This is a genomic window from Tenacibaculum sp. TB-56 (assembly GCF_059716275.2).
Genome location: NZ_CM201367.1, coordinates 1,098,705 through 1,120,025, shown reverse-complemented (window position 1 = coordinate 1,120,025; position 21,321 = coordinate 1,098,705). Strand labels below are relative to the sequence as shown.

Annotated in this window: 21 protein-coding genes and 1 tRNA gene; 8 read left to right on the top strand and 14 right to left on the bottom strand. The window is 32.5% G+C overall.

The window, feature by feature from the left end; translation table 11 throughout:
- Positions 1-17 precede the first annotated feature (17 nt).
- Positions 18-1,190, top strand: coding sequence for an acyl-CoA dehydrogenase family protein (locus AC3VI6_RS05415; RefSeq protein WP_497705431.1), 1,173 nt, complete (start codon positions 18-20; stop codon positions 1,188-1,190).
- Positions 1,191-1,352: 162 nt separating this feature from the next.
- On the opposite strand, the gene AC3VI6_RS05410 is transcribed toward AC3VI6_RS05415, so the two are convergent.
- From AC3VI6_RS05410 to AC3VI6_RS05385, 6 genes are all read right to left on the bottom strand, one after another.
- Entirely contained in the window at positions 1,353-1,490 is a 138-nt protein-coding gene (locus AC3VI6_RS05410) for a hypothetical protein (RefSeq protein ID WP_274635109.1), read from the bottom strand.
- Between the two features lie 433 nt (positions 1,491-1,923).
- Positions 1,924-3,408 (bottom strand): glycerol kinase GlpK, encoded by a 1,485-nt coding sequence (glpK, locus tag AC3VI6_RS05405; protein WP_497705430.1) that lies wholly within the window; start codon positions 3,406-3,408, stop codon positions 1,924-1,926.
- A gap of 363 nt (positions 3,409-3,771) precedes the next feature.
- Complete coding sequence (locus tag AC3VI6_RS05400) at positions 3,772-4,449, bottom strand: response regulator transcription factor (protein ID WP_299031901.1); 678 nt, start codon at positions 4,447-4,449, stop codon at positions 3,772-3,774.
- Positions 4,442-6,286: a tetratricopeptide repeat-containing sensor histidine kinase gene (locus tag AC3VI6_RS05395; RefSeq protein WP_497705429.1), complete on the bottom strand. Its 1,845-nt coding sequence runs from the start codon at positions 6,284-6,286 to the stop codon at positions 4,442-4,444. The genes AC3VI6_RS05400 and AC3VI6_RS05395 overlap by 8 nt, the downstream gene beginning before the upstream one ends.
- 45 nt (positions 6,287-6,331) lie before the next feature.
- Entirely contained in the window at positions 6,332-6,475 is a 144-nt protein-coding gene (locus AC3VI6_RS05390) for a hypothetical protein (protein ID WP_497705428.1), read from the bottom strand.
- A gap of 85 nt (positions 6,476-6,560) precedes the next feature.
- Complete coding sequence (locus AC3VI6_RS05385; RefSeq protein WP_497705427.1) at positions 6,561-7,088, bottom strand: RNA methyltransferase; 528 nt, start codon at positions 7,086-7,088, stop codon at positions 6,561-6,563.
- Positions 7,089-7,192: 104 nt separating this feature from the next.
- On the opposite strand from AC3VI6_RS05385, the gene mutS reads away from it, so the two are divergent.
- Positions 7,193-9,802 carry a DNA mismatch repair protein MutS gene (mutS, locus tag AC3VI6_RS05380; protein WP_497705426.1) on the top strand — a complete coding sequence of 870 codons (2,610 nt, stop codon included), beginning with the start codon at positions 7,193-7,195 and terminating at the stop codon, positions 9,800-9,802.
- Between the two features lie 77 nt (positions 9,803-9,879).
- Here mutS and AC3VI6_RS05375 read toward each other — a convergent pair whose 3' ends face one another.
- Together AC3VI6_RS05375 and AC3VI6_RS05370 are read right to left on the bottom strand one after the other, a co-directional pair.
- Positions 9,880-10,125 carry a hypothetical protein gene (locus tag AC3VI6_RS05375; protein ID WP_299004901.1) on the bottom strand — a complete coding sequence of 82 codons (246 nt, stop codon included), beginning with the start codon at positions 10,123-10,125 and terminating at the stop codon, positions 9,880-9,882.
- A gap of 388 nt (positions 10,126-10,513) precedes the next feature.
- Positions 10,514-11,239 (bottom strand): hypothetical protein, encoded by a 726-nt coding sequence (locus AC3VI6_RS05370; RefSeq protein ID WP_497705425.1) that lies wholly within the window; start codon positions 11,237-11,239, stop codon positions 10,514-10,516.
- Between the two features lie 291 nt (positions 11,240-11,530).
- Between AC3VI6_RS05370 and AC3VI6_RS05365 the strand changes: the two genes are divergently transcribed.
- The 4 genes from AC3VI6_RS05365 (at position 11,531) to AC3VI6_RS05350 (ending at position 14,583) form a co-directional block, all read left to right on the top strand.
- On the top strand, positions 11,531-12,865 hold the full coding sequence (locus AC3VI6_RS05365) for an MATE family efflux transporter (protein WP_497705424.1): 1,335 nt from the start codon (positions 11,531-11,533) through the stop codon (positions 12,863-12,865).
- 120 nt (positions 12,866-12,985) lie between these two features.
- Positions 12,986-13,753 carry an enoyl-CoA hydratase/isomerase family protein gene (locus AC3VI6_RS05360; RefSeq protein ID WP_497705423.1) on the top strand — a complete coding sequence of 256 codons (768 nt, stop codon included), beginning with the start codon at positions 12,986-12,988 and terminating at the stop codon, positions 13,751-13,753.
- 3 nt (positions 13,754-13,756) lie between these two features.
- On the top strand, positions 13,757-13,942 hold the full coding sequence (locus AC3VI6_RS05355; protein WP_299004891.1) for a hypothetical protein: 186 nt from the start codon (positions 13,757-13,759) through the stop codon (positions 13,940-13,942).
- Positions 13,943-14,133: 191 nt separating this feature from the next.
- Complete coding sequence (locus AC3VI6_RS05350) at positions 14,134-14,583, top strand: 6-pyruvoyl trahydropterin synthase family protein (RefSeq protein ID WP_497705422.1); 450 nt, start codon at positions 14,134-14,136, stop codon at positions 14,581-14,583.
- A gap of 112 nt (positions 14,584-14,695) precedes the next feature.
- On the opposite strand, the gene pth is transcribed toward AC3VI6_RS05350, so the two are convergent.
- The 3 genes from pth to AC3VI6_RS05335 form a co-directional block, all read right to left on the bottom strand.
- Positions 14,696-15,262, bottom strand: a complete 567-nt coding sequence (gene pth / locus AC3VI6_RS05345) for an aminoacyl-tRNA hydrolase (protein ID WP_497705421.1) — start codon at positions 15,260-15,262, stop codon at positions 14,696-14,698.
- A gap of 138 nt (positions 15,263-15,400) precedes the next feature.
- Positions 15,401-15,979, bottom strand: coding sequence for a 50S ribosomal protein L25/general stress protein Ctc (locus tag AC3VI6_RS05340; RefSeq protein WP_497705420.1), 579 nt, complete (start codon positions 15,977-15,979; stop codon positions 15,401-15,403).
- A gap of 12 nt (positions 15,980-15,991) precedes the next feature.
- Entirely contained in the window at positions 15,992-16,933 is a 942-nt protein-coding gene (locus AC3VI6_RS05335; protein ID WP_497705419.1) for a ribose-phosphate pyrophosphokinase, read from the bottom strand.
- A gap of 111 nt (positions 16,934-17,044) precedes the next feature.
- Between AC3VI6_RS05335 and AC3VI6_RS05330 the strand changes: the two genes are divergently transcribed.
- Together AC3VI6_RS05330 and AC3VI6_RS05325 are read left to right on the top strand one after the other, a co-directional pair.
- Positions 17,045-17,128: transfer RNA gene (locus AC3VI6_RS05330), tRNA-Leu, on the top strand.
- Positions 17,129-17,251: 123 nt separating this feature from the next.
- Positions 17,252-18,409 carry a tyrosine-type recombinase/integrase gene (locus AC3VI6_RS05325; RefSeq protein ID WP_497705418.1) on the top strand — a complete coding sequence of 386 codons (1,158 nt, stop codon included), beginning with the start codon at positions 17,252-17,254 and terminating at the stop codon, positions 18,407-18,409.
- An 854-nt stretch (positions 18,410-19,263) separates the two neighbouring features.
- On the opposite strand, the gene AC3VI6_RS05320 is transcribed toward AC3VI6_RS05325, so the two are convergent.
- From AC3VI6_RS05320 to AC3VI6_RS05310, 3 genes are all read right to left on the bottom strand, one after another.
- A complete protein-coding gene (locus tag AC3VI6_RS05320; RefSeq protein ID WP_497705417.1) occupies positions 19,264-19,494 on the bottom strand; it encodes a hypothetical protein in 231 nt (76 codons plus the stop codon).
- Between the two features lie 197 nt (positions 19,495-19,691).
- Positions 19,692-20,303: a hypothetical protein gene (locus AC3VI6_RS05315; RefSeq protein ID WP_497705416.1), complete on the bottom strand. Its 612-nt coding sequence runs from the start codon at positions 20,301-20,303 to the stop codon at positions 19,692-19,694.
- A 13-nt stretch (positions 20,304-20,316) separates the two neighbouring features.
- Positions 20,317-21,204 (bottom strand): hypothetical protein, encoded by an 888-nt coding sequence (locus AC3VI6_RS05310; protein ID WP_497705415.1) that lies wholly within the window; start codon positions 21,202-21,204, stop codon positions 20,317-20,319.
- Positions 21,205-21,321: the final 117 nt, after the last annotated feature.

Below are 21,321 nucleotides of genomic sequence, written 5' to 3'. Positions count from 1 at the left end.
CTAAAACTCGACTAACTATGGATTTATTTCAAGCTCCAGATTATTATAACATTGATGATTTATTAACTGAAGAACATAAGCTTGTCAGAGACGCTTCTAGAGAATGGGTAAAACGTGAAGTTTCTCCTATTATTGAAGAATACGCACAACGAGCAGAGTTTCCTAAGCAAATAATTGGAGGGTTAGCAGAAATTGGGGCATTTGGACCGTATATTCCTGAAGAGTATGGAGGAGCAGGATTAGATCAAATTTCATATGGTTTAATTATGCAAGAAATTGAAAGAGGAGATTCTGGAGTGCGATCTACTGCCTCTGTTCAATCTTCATTGGTAATGTATCCAATTTATAAATACGGAAATGAAGAGCAACGTAAAAAGTACTTGCCAAAATTAGCATCTGGAGAATGGATGGGGTGTTTTGGTTTAACAGAACCAAACCATGGAAGTAATCCGGGAGGAATGGAAACTAAGTTCAAAGATATGGGAGACCATTATTTATTGAACGGAGCAAAAATGTGGATTTCTAATGCACCTTTTGCACAAGTAGCTGTGGTATGGGCTAAAAATGAAGAAGGACGTATTCATGGACTAATTGTAGAGCGTGGTATGGAAGGGTTTTCAACACCAGAAACACATAACAAATGGTCGTTAAGAGCTTCTGCTACTGGAGAGCTAATTTTTGATAACGTAAAAGTTCCTAAAGAAAACTTGTTGTCAAACAAATCTGGTTTAGGAGCTCCGTTAGGATGTTTAGATTCTGCTCGTTACGGAATTGCTTGGGGTGCTATTGGTGCTGCGATGGATTGTTACGATACAGCGTTACGTTATACGAAAGAACGTACTCAGTTTGGTAAGCCTATTGCACAATTTCAACTGCAACAAAAGAAGTTGGCAGAAATGATTACTGAAATAACGAAAGCGCAATTATTAGCTTGGAGGCTAGGTGTGCTTCGTAACGAAGGGAAAGCTACCTCAGCACAAATATCTATGGCGAAGCGTAATAATGTGGATATGGCTATTAATATTGCTAGAGAAGCGCGTCAAATGTTAGGAGGTATGGGAATTACAGGAGAATATTCAATAATGAGACACTCAATGAATTTAGAAAGTGTAATTACCTACGAAGGAACTCACGATATACATTTATTAATTACTGGATTAGATATTACCGGATTAAATGCTTTTAAATAAAAAAAGAAGAAGAAGCACTCAAACGTTAAACCACTAACACATTATTATAGAGTGCTTCTTCAATCAACTATTAAAACTAAAGTTTACCCACTTTACGGGTTTTTAAAAGACCTTCGTCTTTTTCAACGCAATTATTTTATAGTATTATTTGTTACAAATAATTTAACTGTCTTTTTTCTTGCCACTGTTAATTAGAATTAAAAGAGCGGCAACCAATCCTACACAAACAAATCCGAAAATTATCATCATAATGGTTCCGTTTGTCCAAGATACTAATGGAATATTTAGTAATTGTGTCATTTTTTTCCTTGTTCTTTGTTTTCTCAAAAATATAGGGAAAAGCGAAATTAAAACATGATATTTATCAGGATTTTGAAAATAAACGGTAAGACTACAGTAAGATAAAACTTAATTAACCTTACTTAATTAGACCATATGAAAGAGAGTATTATAAGTAACAATATTACTTCAATGAGATTTAATAAGACTTTATCCTTAATAATTTTAAATAGAATATAATCGATAAGTAAAATGAACAAACCGATTAAAATAATTGCTATAGCAATTAAAGGCCATAAACCAAAACGATCATCTTTCGCATCATAATCTATGAAGTGTATAAAAGGCACAAATGCGATAAGTATAAAAGAGAGTATTAAGAAGAAGGTAATACGTTGTACAGAAAGTAATTTTTTTATATTCATCATAGTTTTTTAAAAGATTGAATTACTTTTTAGTCAACCCAATCTTTGGTGCGTTCAACAGCTTTTTGCCATTTTTTGTACAATCGTTCTCTTTTTTCTTTAGTAAATGAAGGTATAAATTGTTGATTTATTTTTCTTCTATTTATAATGTCGTCTTGTTTCCATAAACCCACACAGATTCCTGCTAAATAAGCAGCTCCCATCACTGTTGTTTCTATTTCTTCAGGACGTTCTACGGTCACATTTAAAATATCTGCCTGAAACTGCATTAATAAATTATTAGCGCAAGCACCGCCATCAACTTTTAAAGATGAGAGCGGTAAAAGGCTGTCTTTTTGCATCACATCTAAAATATCTTTGGTTTGAAAGGCTAAAGATTGCAGTGTGGCTTTAATTAAATGGTTTTTTCCAGTATCACGAGTTAATCCAAAAACAGCTCCTCTAGCATACATATCCCAGTATGGAGCACCCAAACCAGCAAAAGCAGGAACTACATATACAGGATTTTCATCAGTAACTTGTTCAGCAAACAACTCGCTTTCTTCCGCACTGTTTATTATTTGTAAACCGTCGCGTAACCACTGAATAGCAGAACCAGCTACAAACACACTTCCTTCGAGCGCGTAATACACTTTATCGTTAATTCCCCAAGCAATGGTAGAAATTAAACCATTTTCAGAATATTCTAGATTTTCACCTGTATTCATTAACATAAAGCAACCAGTTCCGTAGGTGTTTTTAGCTTCTCCTTTCTTAAAACAAGCTTGTCCAAATAACGCAGATTGCTGATCTCCAGCAATACCCGCAATCGGAATTTGAATTCCGTCCAACTCATAATTTCCGAAGTGAAAAGAAGAAGGTTTTACTTCAGGTAACATAGAAAAAGGAATGTTCAATTCGTTTACAAGTGTTTTATCCCAACAAAGGTTTTTAATATCGTACAGCATAGTACGAGAAGCATTACTGTAATCGGTAGCATGTACTTTGCCATTGGTTAAATTCCATAGTAACCAGGTGTCAATTGTTCCGAAGAGTAAATTTCCTTTTTCTGCTTCTTTTTGAGCTCCTTCAACATGAGTTAAAATCCAGTTAATTTTAGTGGCAGAAAAATAACTATCAATAACTAATCCGGTTGTCTTTCTAACATAGTTTTCTAGTCCCGTTTCTTTTAATTGTTCACAAATATCAGCAGTACGTTTATCTTGCCAAACAATGGCATTATAAATAGGTTTTCCTGTGTTTTTATTCCAAACCACGGTAGTTTCTCTTTGGTTTGTAATTCCGATCCCTGCAATTTCAGAAGGCGAAATTTTAGCTTGTTGAATAGCTTTTTGTAGGGTGTAAAGTTGTGTTTGTAAGATTTCGGCAGCATCGTGTTCTACCCAACCTGATTGAGGGAATAATTGTTGAAATTCTTGTTGAACTTTAGCAACAATTTTTTCTTCATTATTAATAATTACGGTACGACAACTTGTGGTTCCTTGATCTAAAGCAATAATATATTTGTGGGTCATTTAAACGTAAAATGATTAAATGCCTAATTTACAATTTTACCTATAGTAACAAAAAAAACCTCCTAGATTTTCTAGAAGGTTAGTTTTCCCCTTAAATGTCTTTTTTCCATGCAATTTTGGAAAAAGATGTCACGAAATTAAAAAGATCATTTGTTTAAAAAAAAGGGATTTCCGCAAAAAATAATGCAGATTTATGCAAATCGGTTAGTTAAAATAAAAAAAGCCTCTAGGCAACTAAAAGCTTTTACGTTTTTCTTTTTCAAAATTCTCCCAGCAAGTTTTGAATTTCCCTGCGAAAATATAGGTTCCTTTTAGGTAACAAAAGGGGAAAACCGTAAAAAGAAATGTGTTTTTCCGCAAAAATTAATCTATAATCCCAAGTTCTTTGGCTTTAAGAACTAAGTCTGTATTGTTATTTGCTTGTAAATCAGTTCTTAATTTTGAAAGTTTGCTTTCTATAGATCTAACTTTAAGTAACGAACCATCGTTCTTTTTTATAAGCCCTTCTAAGTTTGAAATTTTAGGATGCTTAGGAAGTTCTTTTAAAATTTGAATAGCAACATCGTCCATTTGGATTTCAATTAAGGCTCTTTTTAAGAGTTTTTGGTGTATTTCATGTGTATAATACACCTCATCTTTAAGCATTTTTTGAATTGCAAACGTTAGTTCATCGACACTACAATTTCCTTTTAAAATATAGGCTAAAGGATTTAAGTTTTTAATTATATTAAAAACTCTGTTTGTTTCAGAGTGTCCTGTTATTACACCAATCTTGATAGGAATTTCTTTTTCTTGAATTGCTTTTATCAACGCTTCACCATCAATAAAAGTGTTGTTTTGACTCTGATTGTCGAAACTTAAATCGGTAAAAATAAGATGAAAAGGACTCGTTTGTAAGTTCGATTTTATTTTTGAAAAAGCTTCATCACAAGAATTAGCTGTTTCAATTTCTAGACCATCTATATTCTTTAAACAAGAAAGAATACCTTCAATAATTAATTGATGGTCGTCAACTAAAAGAATTTTCGTTTTCTTAGACATGGAAGGGGATTTGAATATGGGTTTGGGTTCCTTTACCTACTTCACTAGTTATGGTTAACGTTCCGTTTAACTCTTCAACGCGGTCTTGTAGGTTTTGTAAACCAATCCCTTTTTTACTGACTTCGGTATTAAAACCAACACCGTTATCAGTAATATTCAAATGTACATATTTTTTGTGTACTGAGAAATCGATAGTTATAGTACTTGCCTTAGCATATTTTTTACAGTTTTGTATGCTTTCACGAGTGCTTAAATAGAGTAATCGTTTTATAGAATTGTCTATGGAAGTCCAATCATAATCTCGAATACCGTAGACTTTTATTTTAAAATCTAACTCAAAATAATCGCTTACTAAATTGATAATTTGATCTTTAAAAGACACTTTATCAAAGCTGATACTACTTAATTGATGCGACAAATTACGAACGTTCTCTTTTACTGAATTTAGCTTTACAGCTTCTTCTAATAGGTTTGATTTTTCTAACTTTTGATGTAGTAAACGTAAATCCCCAGCTACTTCGTCATGCAAAGATTTAGCAATTTGTTGACGTTCGTGTTCTCTTGCTTCTACTTTTTGTAATTGCGCTTGATACAGTATTTTTCGTTTACGTTGAAAGTAAAACAACACACTAAAACCAGAAAATAAAAGGCCACTTAAAGCAACCAGCCAACCAATGGTTTTTTGTTGTTTTTGATAAGTAATTTCTGCTTGCTTTTGTTGGTTTTCTGTTTTTAAAACAACATTTTCTTTTTCTTTTTTATCGGTTTCATACCTAATTTTAGCAAACTGATTTTTTAAACGACGTTCATTTTGAAAGAGACTATCGTTTAAGGTGATATATTCAAATAAATATTGTTTTGATTCTTCTCCTTTGGTTAAGTTAGCTAAGTTTTTTAAAGCTTCTAGCCATTTTTTATTGTTATGAGTTTGTTTGGCATATTTTAGTGCTTCGTTTGAATGAAAAAGGGCTTTTTGGGGTTGGTTAAGGTCTTTATAATAATTAGAGATATTTATATGCGTAACAGCAATATTATCAAACTCTTTTAATCTTCTTCTAACGCTAAGTACTTCATTGTATTGCTGAAGTACACCTTCTTTTTTCCCTAATGAGTAATTGCTAAAAGCTAAGTTTTCCAATAAAAAAGCATGTTGAGTTGGGTATTTCTGTTCTATTTTATCAAAAGACAATCCTTTTTGAAAGTAAGGAATAGCTTTAGCATGTTGGTTCTTTTTTTGATACAAAACACCTATGTTGTTTATTATATAAAGGTATTCTAAATCATTTTTGTTTTCTAAACTAAATTTAATCGCTATTTGATAATAAGAAAGGGCTTCATCTACTTGATTAAGCTCTTCTCCAATAATTCCTAGGTTGTTATATACAGTTCCTAAATATTTTGTAGACTTTGTAGTTTCTAAATTCTGTAAAGCATTTATTGAGCTAATTTGGCTTCCTAAAAAATCTTTAATACCCCTTTGAAGTACAGCAATACTTAGTAAACGTTTACCAACTTCAATAGAGTCTTTTAAATCTTTAGAGATATTTTTTGATTGATTATAATAATAAAAAGAGCTATCAGGAGAGTAGTTTATTTTATGAAGTAAAGCCTTGTTATGGTAGTATTTTGCTAATAAAGAGGAATCTTTGTATTTATCGAAGAAATTTAATAATTGCTTATTTTTTTCGTTTAAAGTAAGAGTGTCTTTTGAAAGGTATGCTTCTTTACTTGCCTTAAAAATTTCTTCTTTTTTTTGTTTAAGAGAGTGTTTTTCAGTTTTTTGTGAAAAAATAGAAATACTATAATAAAAGGAAAGTATAAGGAAAAATGTTCTCATTTTAATGATAAGAAAAATCACCAGATTAGGTGGTTTTTAGTATTTTTAGTTCTTCTTGGTATCCCCATCTCCTGAACCAGTTCCACCGCCACCGGTAGATCCTCCTTGGTTCCCTCCTCCTGTTTTCGGATCTTCCACCGTATCAGGGCTTAAATTCATAGCTGTTTTTTGTAAGTTTTTGTTTTCCATATTATACGGGTTTTCTTAAGTTAAAAAAATATTTGTGTGCAATTGCGTACTAAAGTATACTTTTTAACTAAAAAAAACATAAGATTTAACGCATTTTCGTAAACAGATCCCATAAAACCACACCACAACTTACGGAGATGTTTAAAGAGTGTTTGGTACCTAACTGCGGTATTTCAATACACATATCAGAAGCAGAAACCACGGCTTGCTGTACACCTTTAACTTCGTTACCAAATACTACTGCGTATTTTTGGTTAGTTTCAGGAGTAAAAGTATCTAGCATCGTACTGTTTTCAGCTTGTTCAATAGAGAGTACTTTTACATTGTCTGTTTGTAGCTTTTCAACCAAATCCATGGTGTTTTCAATATATTCCCAATCTACCGATTTGGTAGCACCTAAAGCAGTTTTGTGAATTTCTTTATTAGGCGGCGTTGCTGTAATACCACACAAGTAAATTTTTTCAATTAAAAAAGCATCCGAAGTTCTAAAAACAGAACCTACATTATTCAAACTACGAATATTGTCCAACACTACAATAATGGGAGTTTTGTTGGTTTGTTTAAATTCCTCAACTGTTTTTCTACCGAGTTCGCTGTTTTTTAATTTCCTCATAAATTGGTTTTCAGGTTCAAAAGTTTAAAGTTGTGGATAACTTGAAACGAAAGAAACTCTAAACTTTTATATCTTCGCAAAACTAACCTAAAAAATCCACAAACTTGGCAAAAACAAAGGCAAAAAAGGTAACTCCATTAATGCAACAGTATAACGGAATCAAGGCAAAATATCCTGATGCAATGTTGCTCTTTAGAGTGGGCGATTTTTATGAAACCTTTGGAGAAGATGCGGTAAAAGCATCCGAAGTTTTAGGAATTATTTTAACCAAAAGAGGAAGCGGAAGTGAAAGTGAAACTGCCTTGGCAGGTTTTCCACACCACTCTTTAAATACGTATTTACCCAAGCTAGTAAAATCTGGGTTACGTGTGGCAATTTGTGATCAGTTGGAAGATCCGAAAATGACCAAAACGATTGTAAAAAGAGGAGTTACGGAGTTGGTAACACCAGGGGTTGCTTTGAATGATGAGGTATTACAATCGAAATCGAACAACTTTTTAGCCGCAGTTCATTTTGGAAAGAAATTACTAGGCGTTTCTTTTTTAGATGTTTCTACAGGAGAATTTCTCATTGCCCAAGGAAATGAAGAATATATCGATAAACTCTTGCAAAACTTTACACCAAGTGAGGTATTGGTTGAAAAAAAGAATAAGCAACGCTTTTTAGAAGTTTTTACCAATCGTTTTCATACCTTTTATTTGGAGGATTGGGTGTTTCAAAAAGATTATGGAGATGAATTACTCCGAAATCATTTTAAAGTAAAAAACCTAAAAGGGTTTGGAGTTCAGGAGCTGGAATATGGAATTGTAGCCGGTGGTGCTGCGATGTATTACTTATCGGAAACACAACACAACAAAATAGAACACATACAATCTATCAGTAGAATTGCGGAAGATAATTATGTGTGGATGGATCGCTTTACCGTAAAAAACTTAGAGTTATATGGAGGTAATTCTGTGAATTCGGTTTCGTTACTAGATGTAATCGATAAAACAATTTCTCCGATGGGAGGACGTTTATTAAAACGTTGGTTAGCGCTTCCGTTAAAAGATTTAGCCCAAATTCAGCAGCGACACGAATTAGTGAAGTTTTTAATTGATAACGATGCCTTTTCTGAAACAGTAACGTATCAATTAAAACAAATTTCTGATATCGAACGATTGATATCGAAAGTTGCAACAGGCAAAGTGTCTCCAAGAGAAGTTGTCTTGTTAAAAAACTCGTTGAAAGCGATTCTTCCGATAAAAGAATCCGCAGAAAGCAGCGAAAACGCTGCCGTTAGGTTATTAGGAGAAAAAATTAATACTTGTGATGAATTAATTGATAAAATTACCGAGACTGTTTTAGAAGAAGCTCCTGTAAACATTAATAAAGGAAATGCTATTGCAAACGGAGTTTCAGAAGAGTTGGATGAACTACGAAATATTTCAAACTCAGGAAAAGAGTATTTAGATAGTATGTTGACTCGTGAAACAGAACGAACAGGAATTCCGAGTTTAAAAATTGCCTTTAACAACGTATTCGGGTATTATATTGAAGTTAGAAACACACATAAAGATAAAGTTCCAGAAGAGTGGATTCGTAAACAAACCTTGGTGAATGCAGAGCGCTATATTACGGAGGAGTTAAAAGAATACGAAGCAAAAATTTTAGGAGCAGAGGAGAAAATTCAGCAGTTAGAAACGGAGATTTTTGCCAAATTAGTACAGTATATTATTGGTTTTGTGCAACCTGTACAACAAAATGCACAGAGTATTGCAAAGATAGATGCATTGTTATCGTTTGCAACCTTGGCAATGGAGAATAACTACGTGCGTCCGATGTTGGATGAAAGCACCGATATTGAAATTAAAAATGGACGTCATCCAGTTATAGAAAAACAATTACCCATTGGTGAAGAATATATTGCTAACGATGTTGTGTTGAATTGTAATCAGCAACAAATTATAATGATTACAGGTCCGAATATGTCGGGTAAATCAGCGATTTTACGTCAAACCGCATTGATTGTGTTACTGGCACAAATGGGAAGTTATGTACCCGCACAAAATGCTCGAATAGGAATTGTAGATAAGATTTTTACTAGAGTAGGAGCTAGCGATAATATTTCGATGGGAGAATCGACCTTTATGGTTGAAATGAATGAAACTGCATCCATCTTAAATAATATTTCCGATCGTAGTTTGGTATTGTTAGATGAAATTGGACGAGGAACTTCAACCTATGATGGAATTTCGATTGCTTGGGCAATTGCTGAATATTTGCATGAGCATCCGTCAAAAGCAAAAACGTTGTTTGCGACGCACTATCACGAATTGAATGAAATGACTACGACCTTTGAGCGTATCAAGAATTTTAATGTATCAGTTAAAGAATTAGATCACAGCATTATTTTCTTGCGTAAGTTGGTAAAAGGAGGAAGTGACCACAGTTTTGGTATTCATGTAGCGAAGTTGGCGGGTATGCCGAATATGGTAATTCACAGAGCGCAGAAAATACTAAAAGAGTTAGAGGAAAGTCACAAGCATCAAGAGGTAAAAGAAACCTTGAAAGAAGCACAGCATCAAGATATGCAAATGAGCTTTTTTCAGTTAGACGATCCGTTGTTAGAAGACATTCGAGAGGAAATTTTGACAACAAATATTGATACGTTGACACCAATAGAAGCATTGATGAAGCTCAATGAAATTAAACGAATGTTGACGAAGAAGTAATTTGTTATCTAGAGATATGGTGTTTTGGAAGAGAACAATTAAATAATGTGATTCCTCCGCTTCGGTCGGAATGACAACTAATTGAAACATATAATAAAAGAATTGTTGAACTTTATTATTTCGTCAATTAATTCTTTACTTTCTAAATTATTTTGATTATTAAAGTTGTTCTTGAAGTTATCCATAGCCATATTATGGATTTTTCCAATTTGTTCTGGTGTTAATTTATTTTCATTTAAATCAACAGTTTCCTCATTCTTAGTACAACTTAACACCAAAAGTGTTACTAAAAATACTTGTAATAAAATTTTAATTCTTTTCATTTTATAAATTTTTTAAATGATTCATAGCATACTCTGTTGTGTAGGATTTTCTGCTTTACCTTCTTTTTGCATGCAATTTTTATCTTTATTGTAAAGATAATGGCGGCAAATATATATATTAAAAAGGCAAGCTTTTTGTTGAAAAAACAAGGAGGTTAATTTTAACCTCCTTGTTTTTGATTAAAATCAATCCCTTTTGCCTTGATAAAAATGAAGAATTAAACTTATAATGAATGATAATAGAATAGATTTTAGTATATTAATTATAAAAATTTTGTTCGAAAAGGTAGTATGTTCACATTCATCAAATAAAATAAAATAAATTAAAAAGATACTTCCTAAGAAAAAATAGACTTGCTTTTTTTTAATAACCATTGTTAATTCCTTATTATAAGTCATTTATAATACCACTACCTCTTACTACAGCTCCAGCAGCTGCAGACCAAGCCCAACCACTTAAAACAGCCAAACCAACTGGTGGAGCAACAACAGCTAAACCAATACCTAAAAAGAATGTCATTGAACCTGCAGCAGCACCTTTTGCAGCTCTCCTCCAGCTCCATTTTTTGGCCGCTAAATCAGGATTTAGAGTTGTTAAGCCTTCTCCTCCTAACTCGATAGGAGCGTGAATTATGGTTGAATTTTTTGTAACTTCGATTGTTCCAATTATTGCTTTTTTTTCAAAATCATTAATTGATGAATTATCTACTTTTTCTACTAGACTTGATATTTTTAATTTAAAATCATTTATACTTTTTAATTCATCAACTGAAACCATTAATTCTGCAAGAAATTGATTAGCTTCAAGAGAGAAATTATTATCCAAAAATCTGACATCATAATCATTCGATTCGATTAAAGTTAGCTTTTCTTCAATAAAACTTCCCATAATTATTTTATCTTCATCACTAAAACTTACTTCATCAGTGTTTTTAGAGCTACTTTTATTATAGTACTTGTTGAGTAAGTTAGTGCTAGTTTTTCCTAATAAGGCAATATTTACAGAAGAAATGTTTAGAGTTTGATTCTCATTTAGTTGTTCTTCATTCTTAGTACAACTTAACACCAAAAGTGTTACTAAAAATACTTGTAATAAAATTTTAATTCTTTTCATTTTATAAATTTTTTAAATGATTCATAGCATACTCTGTTGTGTAGAATTTTCTGCTTTACCTCCTTTTTCATGCATGAGTGTGAATTACAAGGTTATTTTTTTACGTGTAATTCGAGGTAAATATAGAAGAGTTTATTATTTTTTGCAACAAGGGGTTTCCTTATTTGTTTTTAGTTAGCATTAGGGAAAACTCTGAGTTTTTGTTAACATTTCTTTAACAAAAAACTACTAAATTGCTTCTTGTAGAGAGTTAAAAAATAAAGATGTTTGATATTTTTGACAAAACAAACTATGCAACACGATATCAGTTTTAAATACATTAACAAACTAGCCTTTCCTGCATTGGTGGCAGGTGTTGCAGAACCCTTACTTTCTACCACCGATTTAGCCATTGTGGGGAATATTGAATACAATGCTACTGAAAGTATCGCTGCGATTGGTATTGTAGGTGCTTTTCTTTCGATGTTAATTTGGGTGTTCGGGCAAACACGTAGCGGAATTTCTTCCATCGTTTCTCAATATTTAGGGGCTAATAAGCTTGAGGAAATTAAAAATCTACCTGCACAAGCCATTGTTATTGTATTAGGGGTAAGCGCTCTTATTCTAGGATTGAGTTACCCGTTTGCTAAAGAAATTTTTGAATTGTATAATGCGTCAGGAACGATTTTAGACTACTCGATTGAGTATTATAAAATCCGTGTTTTTGGGTTTCCGTTTACGCTTTTTACCATTGCAATCTTTGGTACATTCCGGGGTTTACAAAACACTTTTTACCCTATGGTAATTGCCTTGATAGGTACTGTTATAAATATAGTGTTAGACGTTGTGCTGGTTTATGGAATTGAAGGATATATTCCTGCAATGCAAATTCAAGGAGCAGCGTATGCAAGTGTAGCAGCTCAAGTTACCATGGCGATAATTTCTGCCGTATTGTTATTGAAAAAGACCGATATTTCATTAAAATTTACATTACCATTTAACTCTGAAATTCCGAAGTTTATCAATATGGTGTTGAATTTATTTGTTCGAACTTTAGCACTAAATGTTGCCCTATATTTCGGAACATCCTACGCTACCGATTATGGCGATGCCTATATTGCAGCGTATACTATCGGCTTTAATTTATGGCTTATGGGTGCTTTTATGATTGATGGCTATTCTTCCGCAGGAAATATTTTATCAGGAAAACTTTTAGGCGCAAAAGCATATAAAACCTTGGTCGTTCTAGGAAACAGATTAATTAAATATGGCTTTTTCTTCGGATTGTTTTTAGCGTTGGTCGGATTTGTTTTGTATCAGTTTATTGGAAGAGTTTTCACCAAAGAAGCTGAAGTTTTAGAACAGTTCTACAATACTTTTTGGATTATTTTAATCATGCAACCTATATGTTCTATCGCCTTTATTTATGACGGAATGTTTAAAGGAATGGGAGAAATGAAATATTTACGAAACGTTTTGTTGTTAGCAACAGGATTGGTTTTTATTCCTACACTCTTATTTTTTGATTCTCTAGACTATAAATTACATGCAATTTGGATTGCTTTTTATCTATGGATGATTGCCAGAGCAGTTCCATTAGTTGTTAAGTTTAGAAGTAAATTTTTACCGCTTGCTCAACAAAAATAGTGTCAGTTCGAGTGTTTTTCTGAAGAATGAAGAAAAATATATCGAGAACTCTTACAAAATTTCTGGAAAGAACTTTACTTGCAGTAACATTTCTCGTAAATTTGAACAAAGAATAAACAAATGACTACAACTAGAGAAAACGGAAGTTTATATACGCATATTGAAAATAAAATAGCAACAGTTGAATTCGGGCACCCAGCAAGTAACTCTTTTCCAAGTGTATTGTTAGAGCGTTTAGCCAACGAGTTTGATAAATTATCAACAAACGATGAGGTTTCAATAATTATACTAAAATCGGAAGGAGATCGAGCTTTTTGTGCAGGTGCTTCGTTTGATGAATTGGTTGCGATTGATAACTCAATAGATGGAAAAGCTTTTTTCTCAGGATTTGCGAATGTAATTAATGCAATGCGTCGTTGTTCAAAATTAATTATAGGGAGAGTACAAGGAAAAACTGTAGGTGGCGGAGTTGGATTAGCAGCAGCTTGCGATTATGTGTTGGCTACAGAACAAGCCGCTATTAAACTTTCTGAATTTACAATAGGTATTGGTCCGTTTGTAATTGCACCTGCTGTAGAACGTAAAATAAACGTAAGCGGATTGGCAGAATTAACGTTGGATGCGACTAGTTGGAAAAATGCGTATTGGGCGAAAGAAAAAGGGTTGTATGCGCGTGTTTTTGAAACACAAAATGAATTGGATAAAGAGGTTGAGATTTTATCAGAGAAATTAGCATCGTACAATCCAGAAGCTTTAGTAGAAATGAAGAGAGCATTATGGAAAGGAACCGAACACTGGGAAGAATTACTAATTGAAAGAGCTGAAACTTCTGGAAAATTAGTCTTGTCAGACTTTACCAAAAAGGCTTTAGAAAAATTTAAAAAATAAGCGATGCTTTTAGTACAAGAAGAAAAAGGCTCTGCAGCTTACAATGCAGGATATGAAGTTGGGTATGAAGTAGGAAAGTGGGTAGCACAGAATCCGATATTAACACTATTGATTGGAGTCGTAGTTTCAGTAGGTTTTGTATGGATATTAACAAAAGTTGTAAAACAAATTCGTACTTTCGGCGAATAAAAACAAAATAGTATGGGCGGAGATTATTTATTTGCCATTTTAGCAGCAGGTGTAGCAGTAGTGTATTTTTTTAATAAATACAGAGCAAACAAGAAGTTTAAAAGAAAATAACGTATTACAATCTTTTAGTTGTCGCTTAAGACAAGCTAAAGTGAAGTAATCTTTCATCACTTCTTTTAAAATAGAAACTTATGGGCAAGATTAGAATTACCAAGCAATTTAACTTCGAAACTGGGCATGCATTGTATGGTTATGACGGAAAGTGTAAAAATGTTCACGGGCATAGTTACAAACTTTCGGTAACGGTAATTGGCTCACCAATTAGAGATACATCGAATGTTAAATACGGTATGGTTATCGATTTCGGAGATTTAAAAAAGATTGTAAAAGAAGAAATTGTTGATGTGTTTGACCATGCAACAGTATTTAATAAAAACACACCTCATATTGAATTAGCCAAAGAGTTAAAAGATAGAGGGCATCATGTGATTTTGGTAGATTATCAACCAACCAGTGAAATGATGGTGATTGATTTTGCTCAAAAAATCCAATCGCGTTTACCAGAAAGTATCAAACTACATGCAATTAAGTTACAGGAAACAGAAACTAGTTTTGCAGAGTGGTATGCTTCGGATAATTAGCGAATGATTTAATTGGTTAATGAGGAAATGCTCTAATGAGTTATTGATTTAAGGAATGAATATATTAATTCTTCAATATTTCAATTTTTCAATGAACTAACAAACTAACAGATTACTTTCCGTTAAATTCATTCATAGTATTTGCTAATCCTGCATTGATAAATGAGGTAATAGCATTAACAGAAGTTGGTATGCGTTCAATCATGGCACTTTCTTCTTCAGAAGACCATTTCCCTAGCACGTAATCAACTTGTCTTCCTTTAGAGTAGTCAGCACCAACCCCAAAGCGAAAACGTGGATAAGAACCAGTATTAAGCTTGTCTTGGATGTCTTTTAATCCGTTATGACCACCTGAACTACCTTTTCCTTTTATACGAATCTTTCCGAAGTCGATATTTAAATCATCGGTAATAATCAGTAAGTTTTCAATTTGAATATTTTCTTTTTGCATCCAAAATTTAACCGCTTTTCCACTTAAATTCATATAAGTATTCGGTTTTAAAACAATAACTGTTTTTCCTTTAATTTTAAGTGTAGCAACATCACCTAGTTTTTCAGATTCAAAAGACCCATCATATTCTTTTACGAAAGCATCTACTATTTTAAAGCCAATATTATGACGTGTGTTGTCATATTTTTCACCAATATTACCTAAACCTACTATTAAAAATTTCTTCATTGTATCGTTTTCTGTAGCTGTTGAATGTGTGTTAGAAAAACCAAATAATCTTTTCCAAAGGGTATTAAAAATCATGTGTCAAAAATAAAAAAAGCGCTACACTTGGTAACGCTTTTTAAAAACTTAACGAGGTAAGTCTTATTTCTTTTCAGCTTCAGCTGCTGCTTTTGCCGCGTTACGAGACATACGAACTTGAGCAACCACTGTGTTATCTGGGTGTAAAATTGAGTAGTTATCGTTTTGTAACTTAGTTACATATAACTTGTTACCAATTTCTAACTCAGTAATATCAGCTTCGATAAAATCTGGCAAGTTAGCTGGTAAAGCTTTTACTTTTAATTTACGTAAGTTGTGACGTAAAGCTCCACCAACCATAACACCTTTAGATTTTCCTACTAAACGTACAGGAATTTCCATAGTTACAGCTTTATCATCAAATAATTGATAGAAGTCGATGTGTAAAATTTCATCACTTACTGGGTGAAATTGTACATCTTGTAATACAGCGCTATAAGTAGCTCCTTCTAATTCAATCGTAGCAGTAAATACTTCTGGAGTATAGATTAACGATTTGAACGCTTTTTCATCTGCTGAAAAGTGAACAGGCTTGTCTCCTCCGTATAATACGCAAGGAACCTTTCCAGCATTACGTAAGGCTTTTGTTGCTTTTTTACCTACGCTTTCTCTTTGTGATCCTTTGATTGTAATTGATTTCATTACTTTGTTTATTTACATTAAAAATTGATCGCTAATAGATGTATTGTCTTGAACTTTATGCATCACATCAGCGAATAAAGCGGCGCAAGATACAACTTTTATTTTAGAAATATTCTTTTTTAAAGGAATTGTATCTGAAACGATTAGCTCTGTTAATTGCGAATTTTGAATTCTTTCATAGGCATTACCTGAAAGAATAGGGTGAGTACAAATAGCCCGTACACTTTTTGCACCACGTTCCATCATCAAATCGGCTGCTTTGGTAAGTGTTCCTCCTGTATCAATCATATCATCTACAAGAATTACATTTTTACCTTTTACCTCACCAATTAGCTCCATGTGAGCAATTACATTGGCTTTTTGACGCTGCTTATAACAAATAACTACATCACTTTCTAAGTATTTAGAATATGCGTAAGCTCTTTTAGAGCCTCCCATATCTGGTGATGCAATAGTTAAGTTATCTAAACCTAAACTTTTTACATAAGGTAAAAAGATGGTAGAAGCAAATAAGTGATCTACTGGTTTTTCAAAGAAACCTTGAATTTGATCAGCATGTAAATCCATCGTCATAATTCTAGTAGCTCCAGCAGTTTCTAATAACTTAGCTACCAATTTAGCTCCAATAGCTACACGAGGTTTGTCTTTTCTGTCTTGGCGAGCCCAACCGAAATAAGGCATTACAGCAGTAATATGTCTTGCAGATGCACGTTTAGCAGCATCACACATTAATAACATTTCCATTAAATTATCTGTTGATGGAAATGTAGATCCTACAATAAAAACTCTTCTTCCTCTGATTGATTCTTCGAAAGCAGGTTGAAATTCACCGTCGCTAAAGTGAGTGGTAGTTACATTTCCAAGTTCAACTCCGTATGCATTAGCGATTTCCTCTGCTAATTCAATACTTTGTGAACAAGCAAATATTTTAGGGCTTAATTGATTTGTAGCCATTTAGAAAAGTATATTTTAGTTAATGTTGTTGTATGGGCAAAAATAAAACTATTTTAAAGAGTTTAAAAGATATTTTGAACGAAATATTTTATAGATTTGCACTCACCAAAAGCCAAAGTGGTGGAATTGGTAGACACGTCGGATTCAAAATCCGATGCTCGCAAGGGCGTGTGGGTTCGAGTCCCACCTTTGGTACTATTGCTGTGTTATGAACACAGAATCAGTGTTTTATCTTAAAAAAGGTAAAAAAGCTGTGTCAAAATTGAGTCATTTAACTATTCCCTTTCAAATCGTTGAAAATGAAGGGTAATAAAAAAAATGTCAAAACTTAAAAAAGAAAATTCCGCAAAAATCTTTGTAGACTACAAACCAGCGGAATTACGCCAAAATCAAGACTGGATTATTGTTTATTATGCTAAGGTTCCTGCAAAGGAGGAGTTTAAGCGTTTCAGAAGTCGTGTTCCTAAACTCAACAACAAAACAGAGAGGTTGCGTTATGCAAAAAAAATGGTAGCAGCTATTAATAGTAAGTTAGAACATGGTTGGTCTCCTTTTTATGAAGAAAAAAGCACACAGTATAAGTCTTATCAAGATTGCGTAGATACTTTTTTGTTAGTCCAAGAGAAAGAAGTAAAAGACGGAATTAAACGTCAAGTAAGCTTAAATGGATATAAATCTTATTTAAAAATGCTTGGTCTATTTATGAAAGAAAAAAACAGAACAGTAAAGTTCATGATAGAAATAGATAATACTTTTGTTCATGCTTTTTTAGATTATTTGTACTTAGAAAAGAATTATAGCCCTAGAACCTATAATAATTATCTTCAGTTTTTAAATACTTTTTTCATTTGGTGTAGATCTAAAGGTTATATCAAACAAAATCCAGCAGAACTTATAAAACCTATACCGCAACAAAAGAAGGTGCGTGAAGTTTTGCGAACGCAAGAAAAGGAAAAACTAAAAGAATTAAAGAGAACAAACTTTAATTATTATGTTTTATGTATGTGTACATACTATTGCTTTATTAGAAGAACAGAATTAACAAAATTGAAAGTAAGTGATGTTAATTTAAAAGAAGGGTTTATTACTATATCAGGAGAAAATTCGAAAAACAAAAAATCTGATAATGTTACAATACCGAACTCATTATTTCCTTTGCTCTTAAAACATTTAGAAGGGGCTAAACCTGACTACTATTTGTTCTCTAAAAACAATTTTGAATCAGGAAAAGAACAAATACCTCCTAAAAAGGTTTCTGATGAATGGACGAAGTTTAGAAATAAGTATAAAATTGAAAAAAAGTATCAATGGTATTCTTTAAAAGATACTGGAATTACTGATTTGTTAAACAGTGGAGTTCCCTCTATAAAAGTACGTCATCAAGCAAGGCATCATGATTTAAAAATGACAGAAACTTATACGCAAAGAAACGCAACATTTGACGCAATAGTAAAAAATGCAGATTTTCATTTTTAATATGTTTGGAGTAATTTTTATAAAAAAATTATATTTTTTATACTCAGCTGTGTTTTTTGTTTTTAATTAACTGGTTTTCATTTCTTTATGTCGAGTATAAAATTGAGTATAAACTCAGAAAACTCTAAATAAGTTATATTCATGAGTATAATTTTATACTCATGAGATTAAATATAGAAGGAAAAGTCTAAGTAAAAATGAAATTTCAACGAAAACACCTCTAGGCTTAACTTAAATTTTGAAGCATAAAAACGCAAATTTCAACGCAAAAGGTAAAACGGTTGATTTTAAATCCTGTGAATCTTTCGTAATTTTTTGGTTTAAATTGTTGTTTTACAGTTGTTTAATATGAATACAATAAAGAATACAAATAAAAAAAGACTATTAATATTCGTATTCTAGAATACGTTTTTTGTATTCAAAAGCCTAAACATGAGAATGAAATTTGTAAAATAGTGAGAAAGGATTAAAAATTAAGTTGTTTATAATAAAATGAATAACCGCAAAACGCAAAGAAAAATTATAAAAGGCAAACTAATATATGGTTATTAACCATTTGGAGGGAAAGCTAGTGTTTTGCGGGTTTATCTATAAAGTTTTAACTTGAATTTACTGTACCGTCTGATAACTTTGTTATTTTTTTATTAGCGTTGGCAAAGGCATATTCTTTTTGCAGTTTTTGATGAATCGTTAACTAGTGCGAACTGCAAATGTGTATGGCTTATAGTGTTGGCTATTTTTCCGTTTCAATATTCCACACAACTGTTTTTAGTCTTTTAGCAATTACTTTTATGGTGTTCATTATTTCATTTTCTGATGGAAACTCGCCAAAAACTAATTCTTTAAAACGGGTTTCATAAGTGTTTGTTTTTGATTTGATTCCAAGTGTTTTCTGTGTCTGAAAATAATATTGCGGTTATTGGATGGTTTGATAACCAATTATTATTGTTTTTAAAACTTTGCACATCATCATTGGCAACTTTTAAAAGCATTACGTCAAATGCTGTAGAATTGAAAAAAGAGTTGAGTTCATCATCTTTTAACATCATGTGAATATCATAAGTATGTCGAATCTTATTGCTCAAAGCCCTATTCTTAGAACTACAATTACAAACGAACGATTGAAAAGGCGGGGTTACATAAGTTTAGTCGAATACCTCAAACAGTAATGTATCATTATTGAACCGCAGTATACGAGATCCTTACGTACGGTAGTGTGAGAGGCGAACTCCGTGCCTATTTGGGTGCGGAGCCGTCTACTCGATTGTAGCCAGTTACATTTTTATTTATTCTGCATGTAATAAGCAAAAAAAGCTTTTATAAGTAAGAATGGAAAGATAATAATAACCGAACCCCATAGGTTGCTTGGAGTAAATGTTTCGGGAAAACTACGTACTACAAAAAACATTAATAAAGCGCCAAGAACAATTGACATATGGAGTATGAGCATATTAGGTGTGAATATTCCAAAAATCACTATTACTTGCTGTTGTGTTCTGTGAAGTAGTATGCGTTCTATAGCTACAAAAATTAAGTTAAGTACAAAAAATGTATTTTTAAAAAACAATATTTGCATATTCATTAACGTAATTTCCTCATTTTTCCAGCTGGAAACAAAACCAAAAAAGACAACGATAAATACAAAATATATACCCATTGGTAATAACGAAGGTAAAATAGAAGGCTTTTTAGATGATCCTAAAATGGCATTTGAGTTAGTTTTATAAAGTAGGCGGTCAATAATAATGCGCAATACTTCATTGCACCAAAAGAAATAGAGCATATAAAATATGGTGGTTTTTCCATTTAAAATGGAAATAATTGTAAAGAGTGTGAAAACCAAAAAATCCCATTGCGAATAATGTTTTAGATGTTTTTCAATAAAGGAATGCATTGTTTAGGCTAGTTTAAGAATTGATTTTTAGTTTTCTTCGTTTAAGCATATATCGTATAAATAGTATTATTAAAAAAGCAATTATTATACCTGGAAGATACATTACAAAATAGGTTAATAGCATTGGTAAAAAACCATCAACTGTGGGTTTTACGCTATAAGGGTTGCCTAACTTTATGGCTTTATATTCGAGGCCATTTTTAGGTAAAGTTCCTAAACTGTCAATAGATAAGTATAAAGCATTGGTGTTTGAAAGCGTATTATGAAATGAAAATTTAGCTTCTTGAGTATAATAGTTAATCACTAAATTGTCTTTTGGTGTAGGGGAAAAGTGCTGTTTTTCACCTACAAATAGTTTATGTTTTTTGCTAAATTTAAAATGGAAACCTGAAGACATTCCGTTTATATCTGTTGGCAGCAATCCATCCATTAACTGTACATAAAACGTTGCTTTTTCAATTGGTGACTGCCATACACTGCCACTTTCTAACAGGTAAATAAACGCATTTTTGTTATCCACATTATAACCCTTTCTTATTTGCGCATTATTGGTATTTACTATAAAATATACTTCGACAATTTGTATTTCGTTGGGTTGAAACGTCATTTCCCACACTTTCCAATTGTCGCTATATGGCATTGTATTTTTATCATTATTATTAAGCTCTGGATAAGATTGTTTAAGTAGTGGTAGCCACTTGCCTTTGGCTTTTATTTTAAACGCATTTAATGAATCTATACTCACTTGGTTTAAGTCTGTTTCTCCGCCAGCGTAAATACCATTTACAGGATATCCCATTTTAAACTGTAAGCGGTCTTTAGTAGTATTGCGAAACCAGTAAACGCCTTTTACAACCGCAAAGCCTTTGTACAACTGAATGTAAATTTGCTCTTGTTGCATTTGTACTTTTTTAAAGCTAAGGGAATCTTCGGGATGTAGCATTGTAAAAACAGTGCCGCCCGCGTTCCAAATACCAGGTTGAGCTACATTGCTATATAGCTTATGGCTTATAAAAAA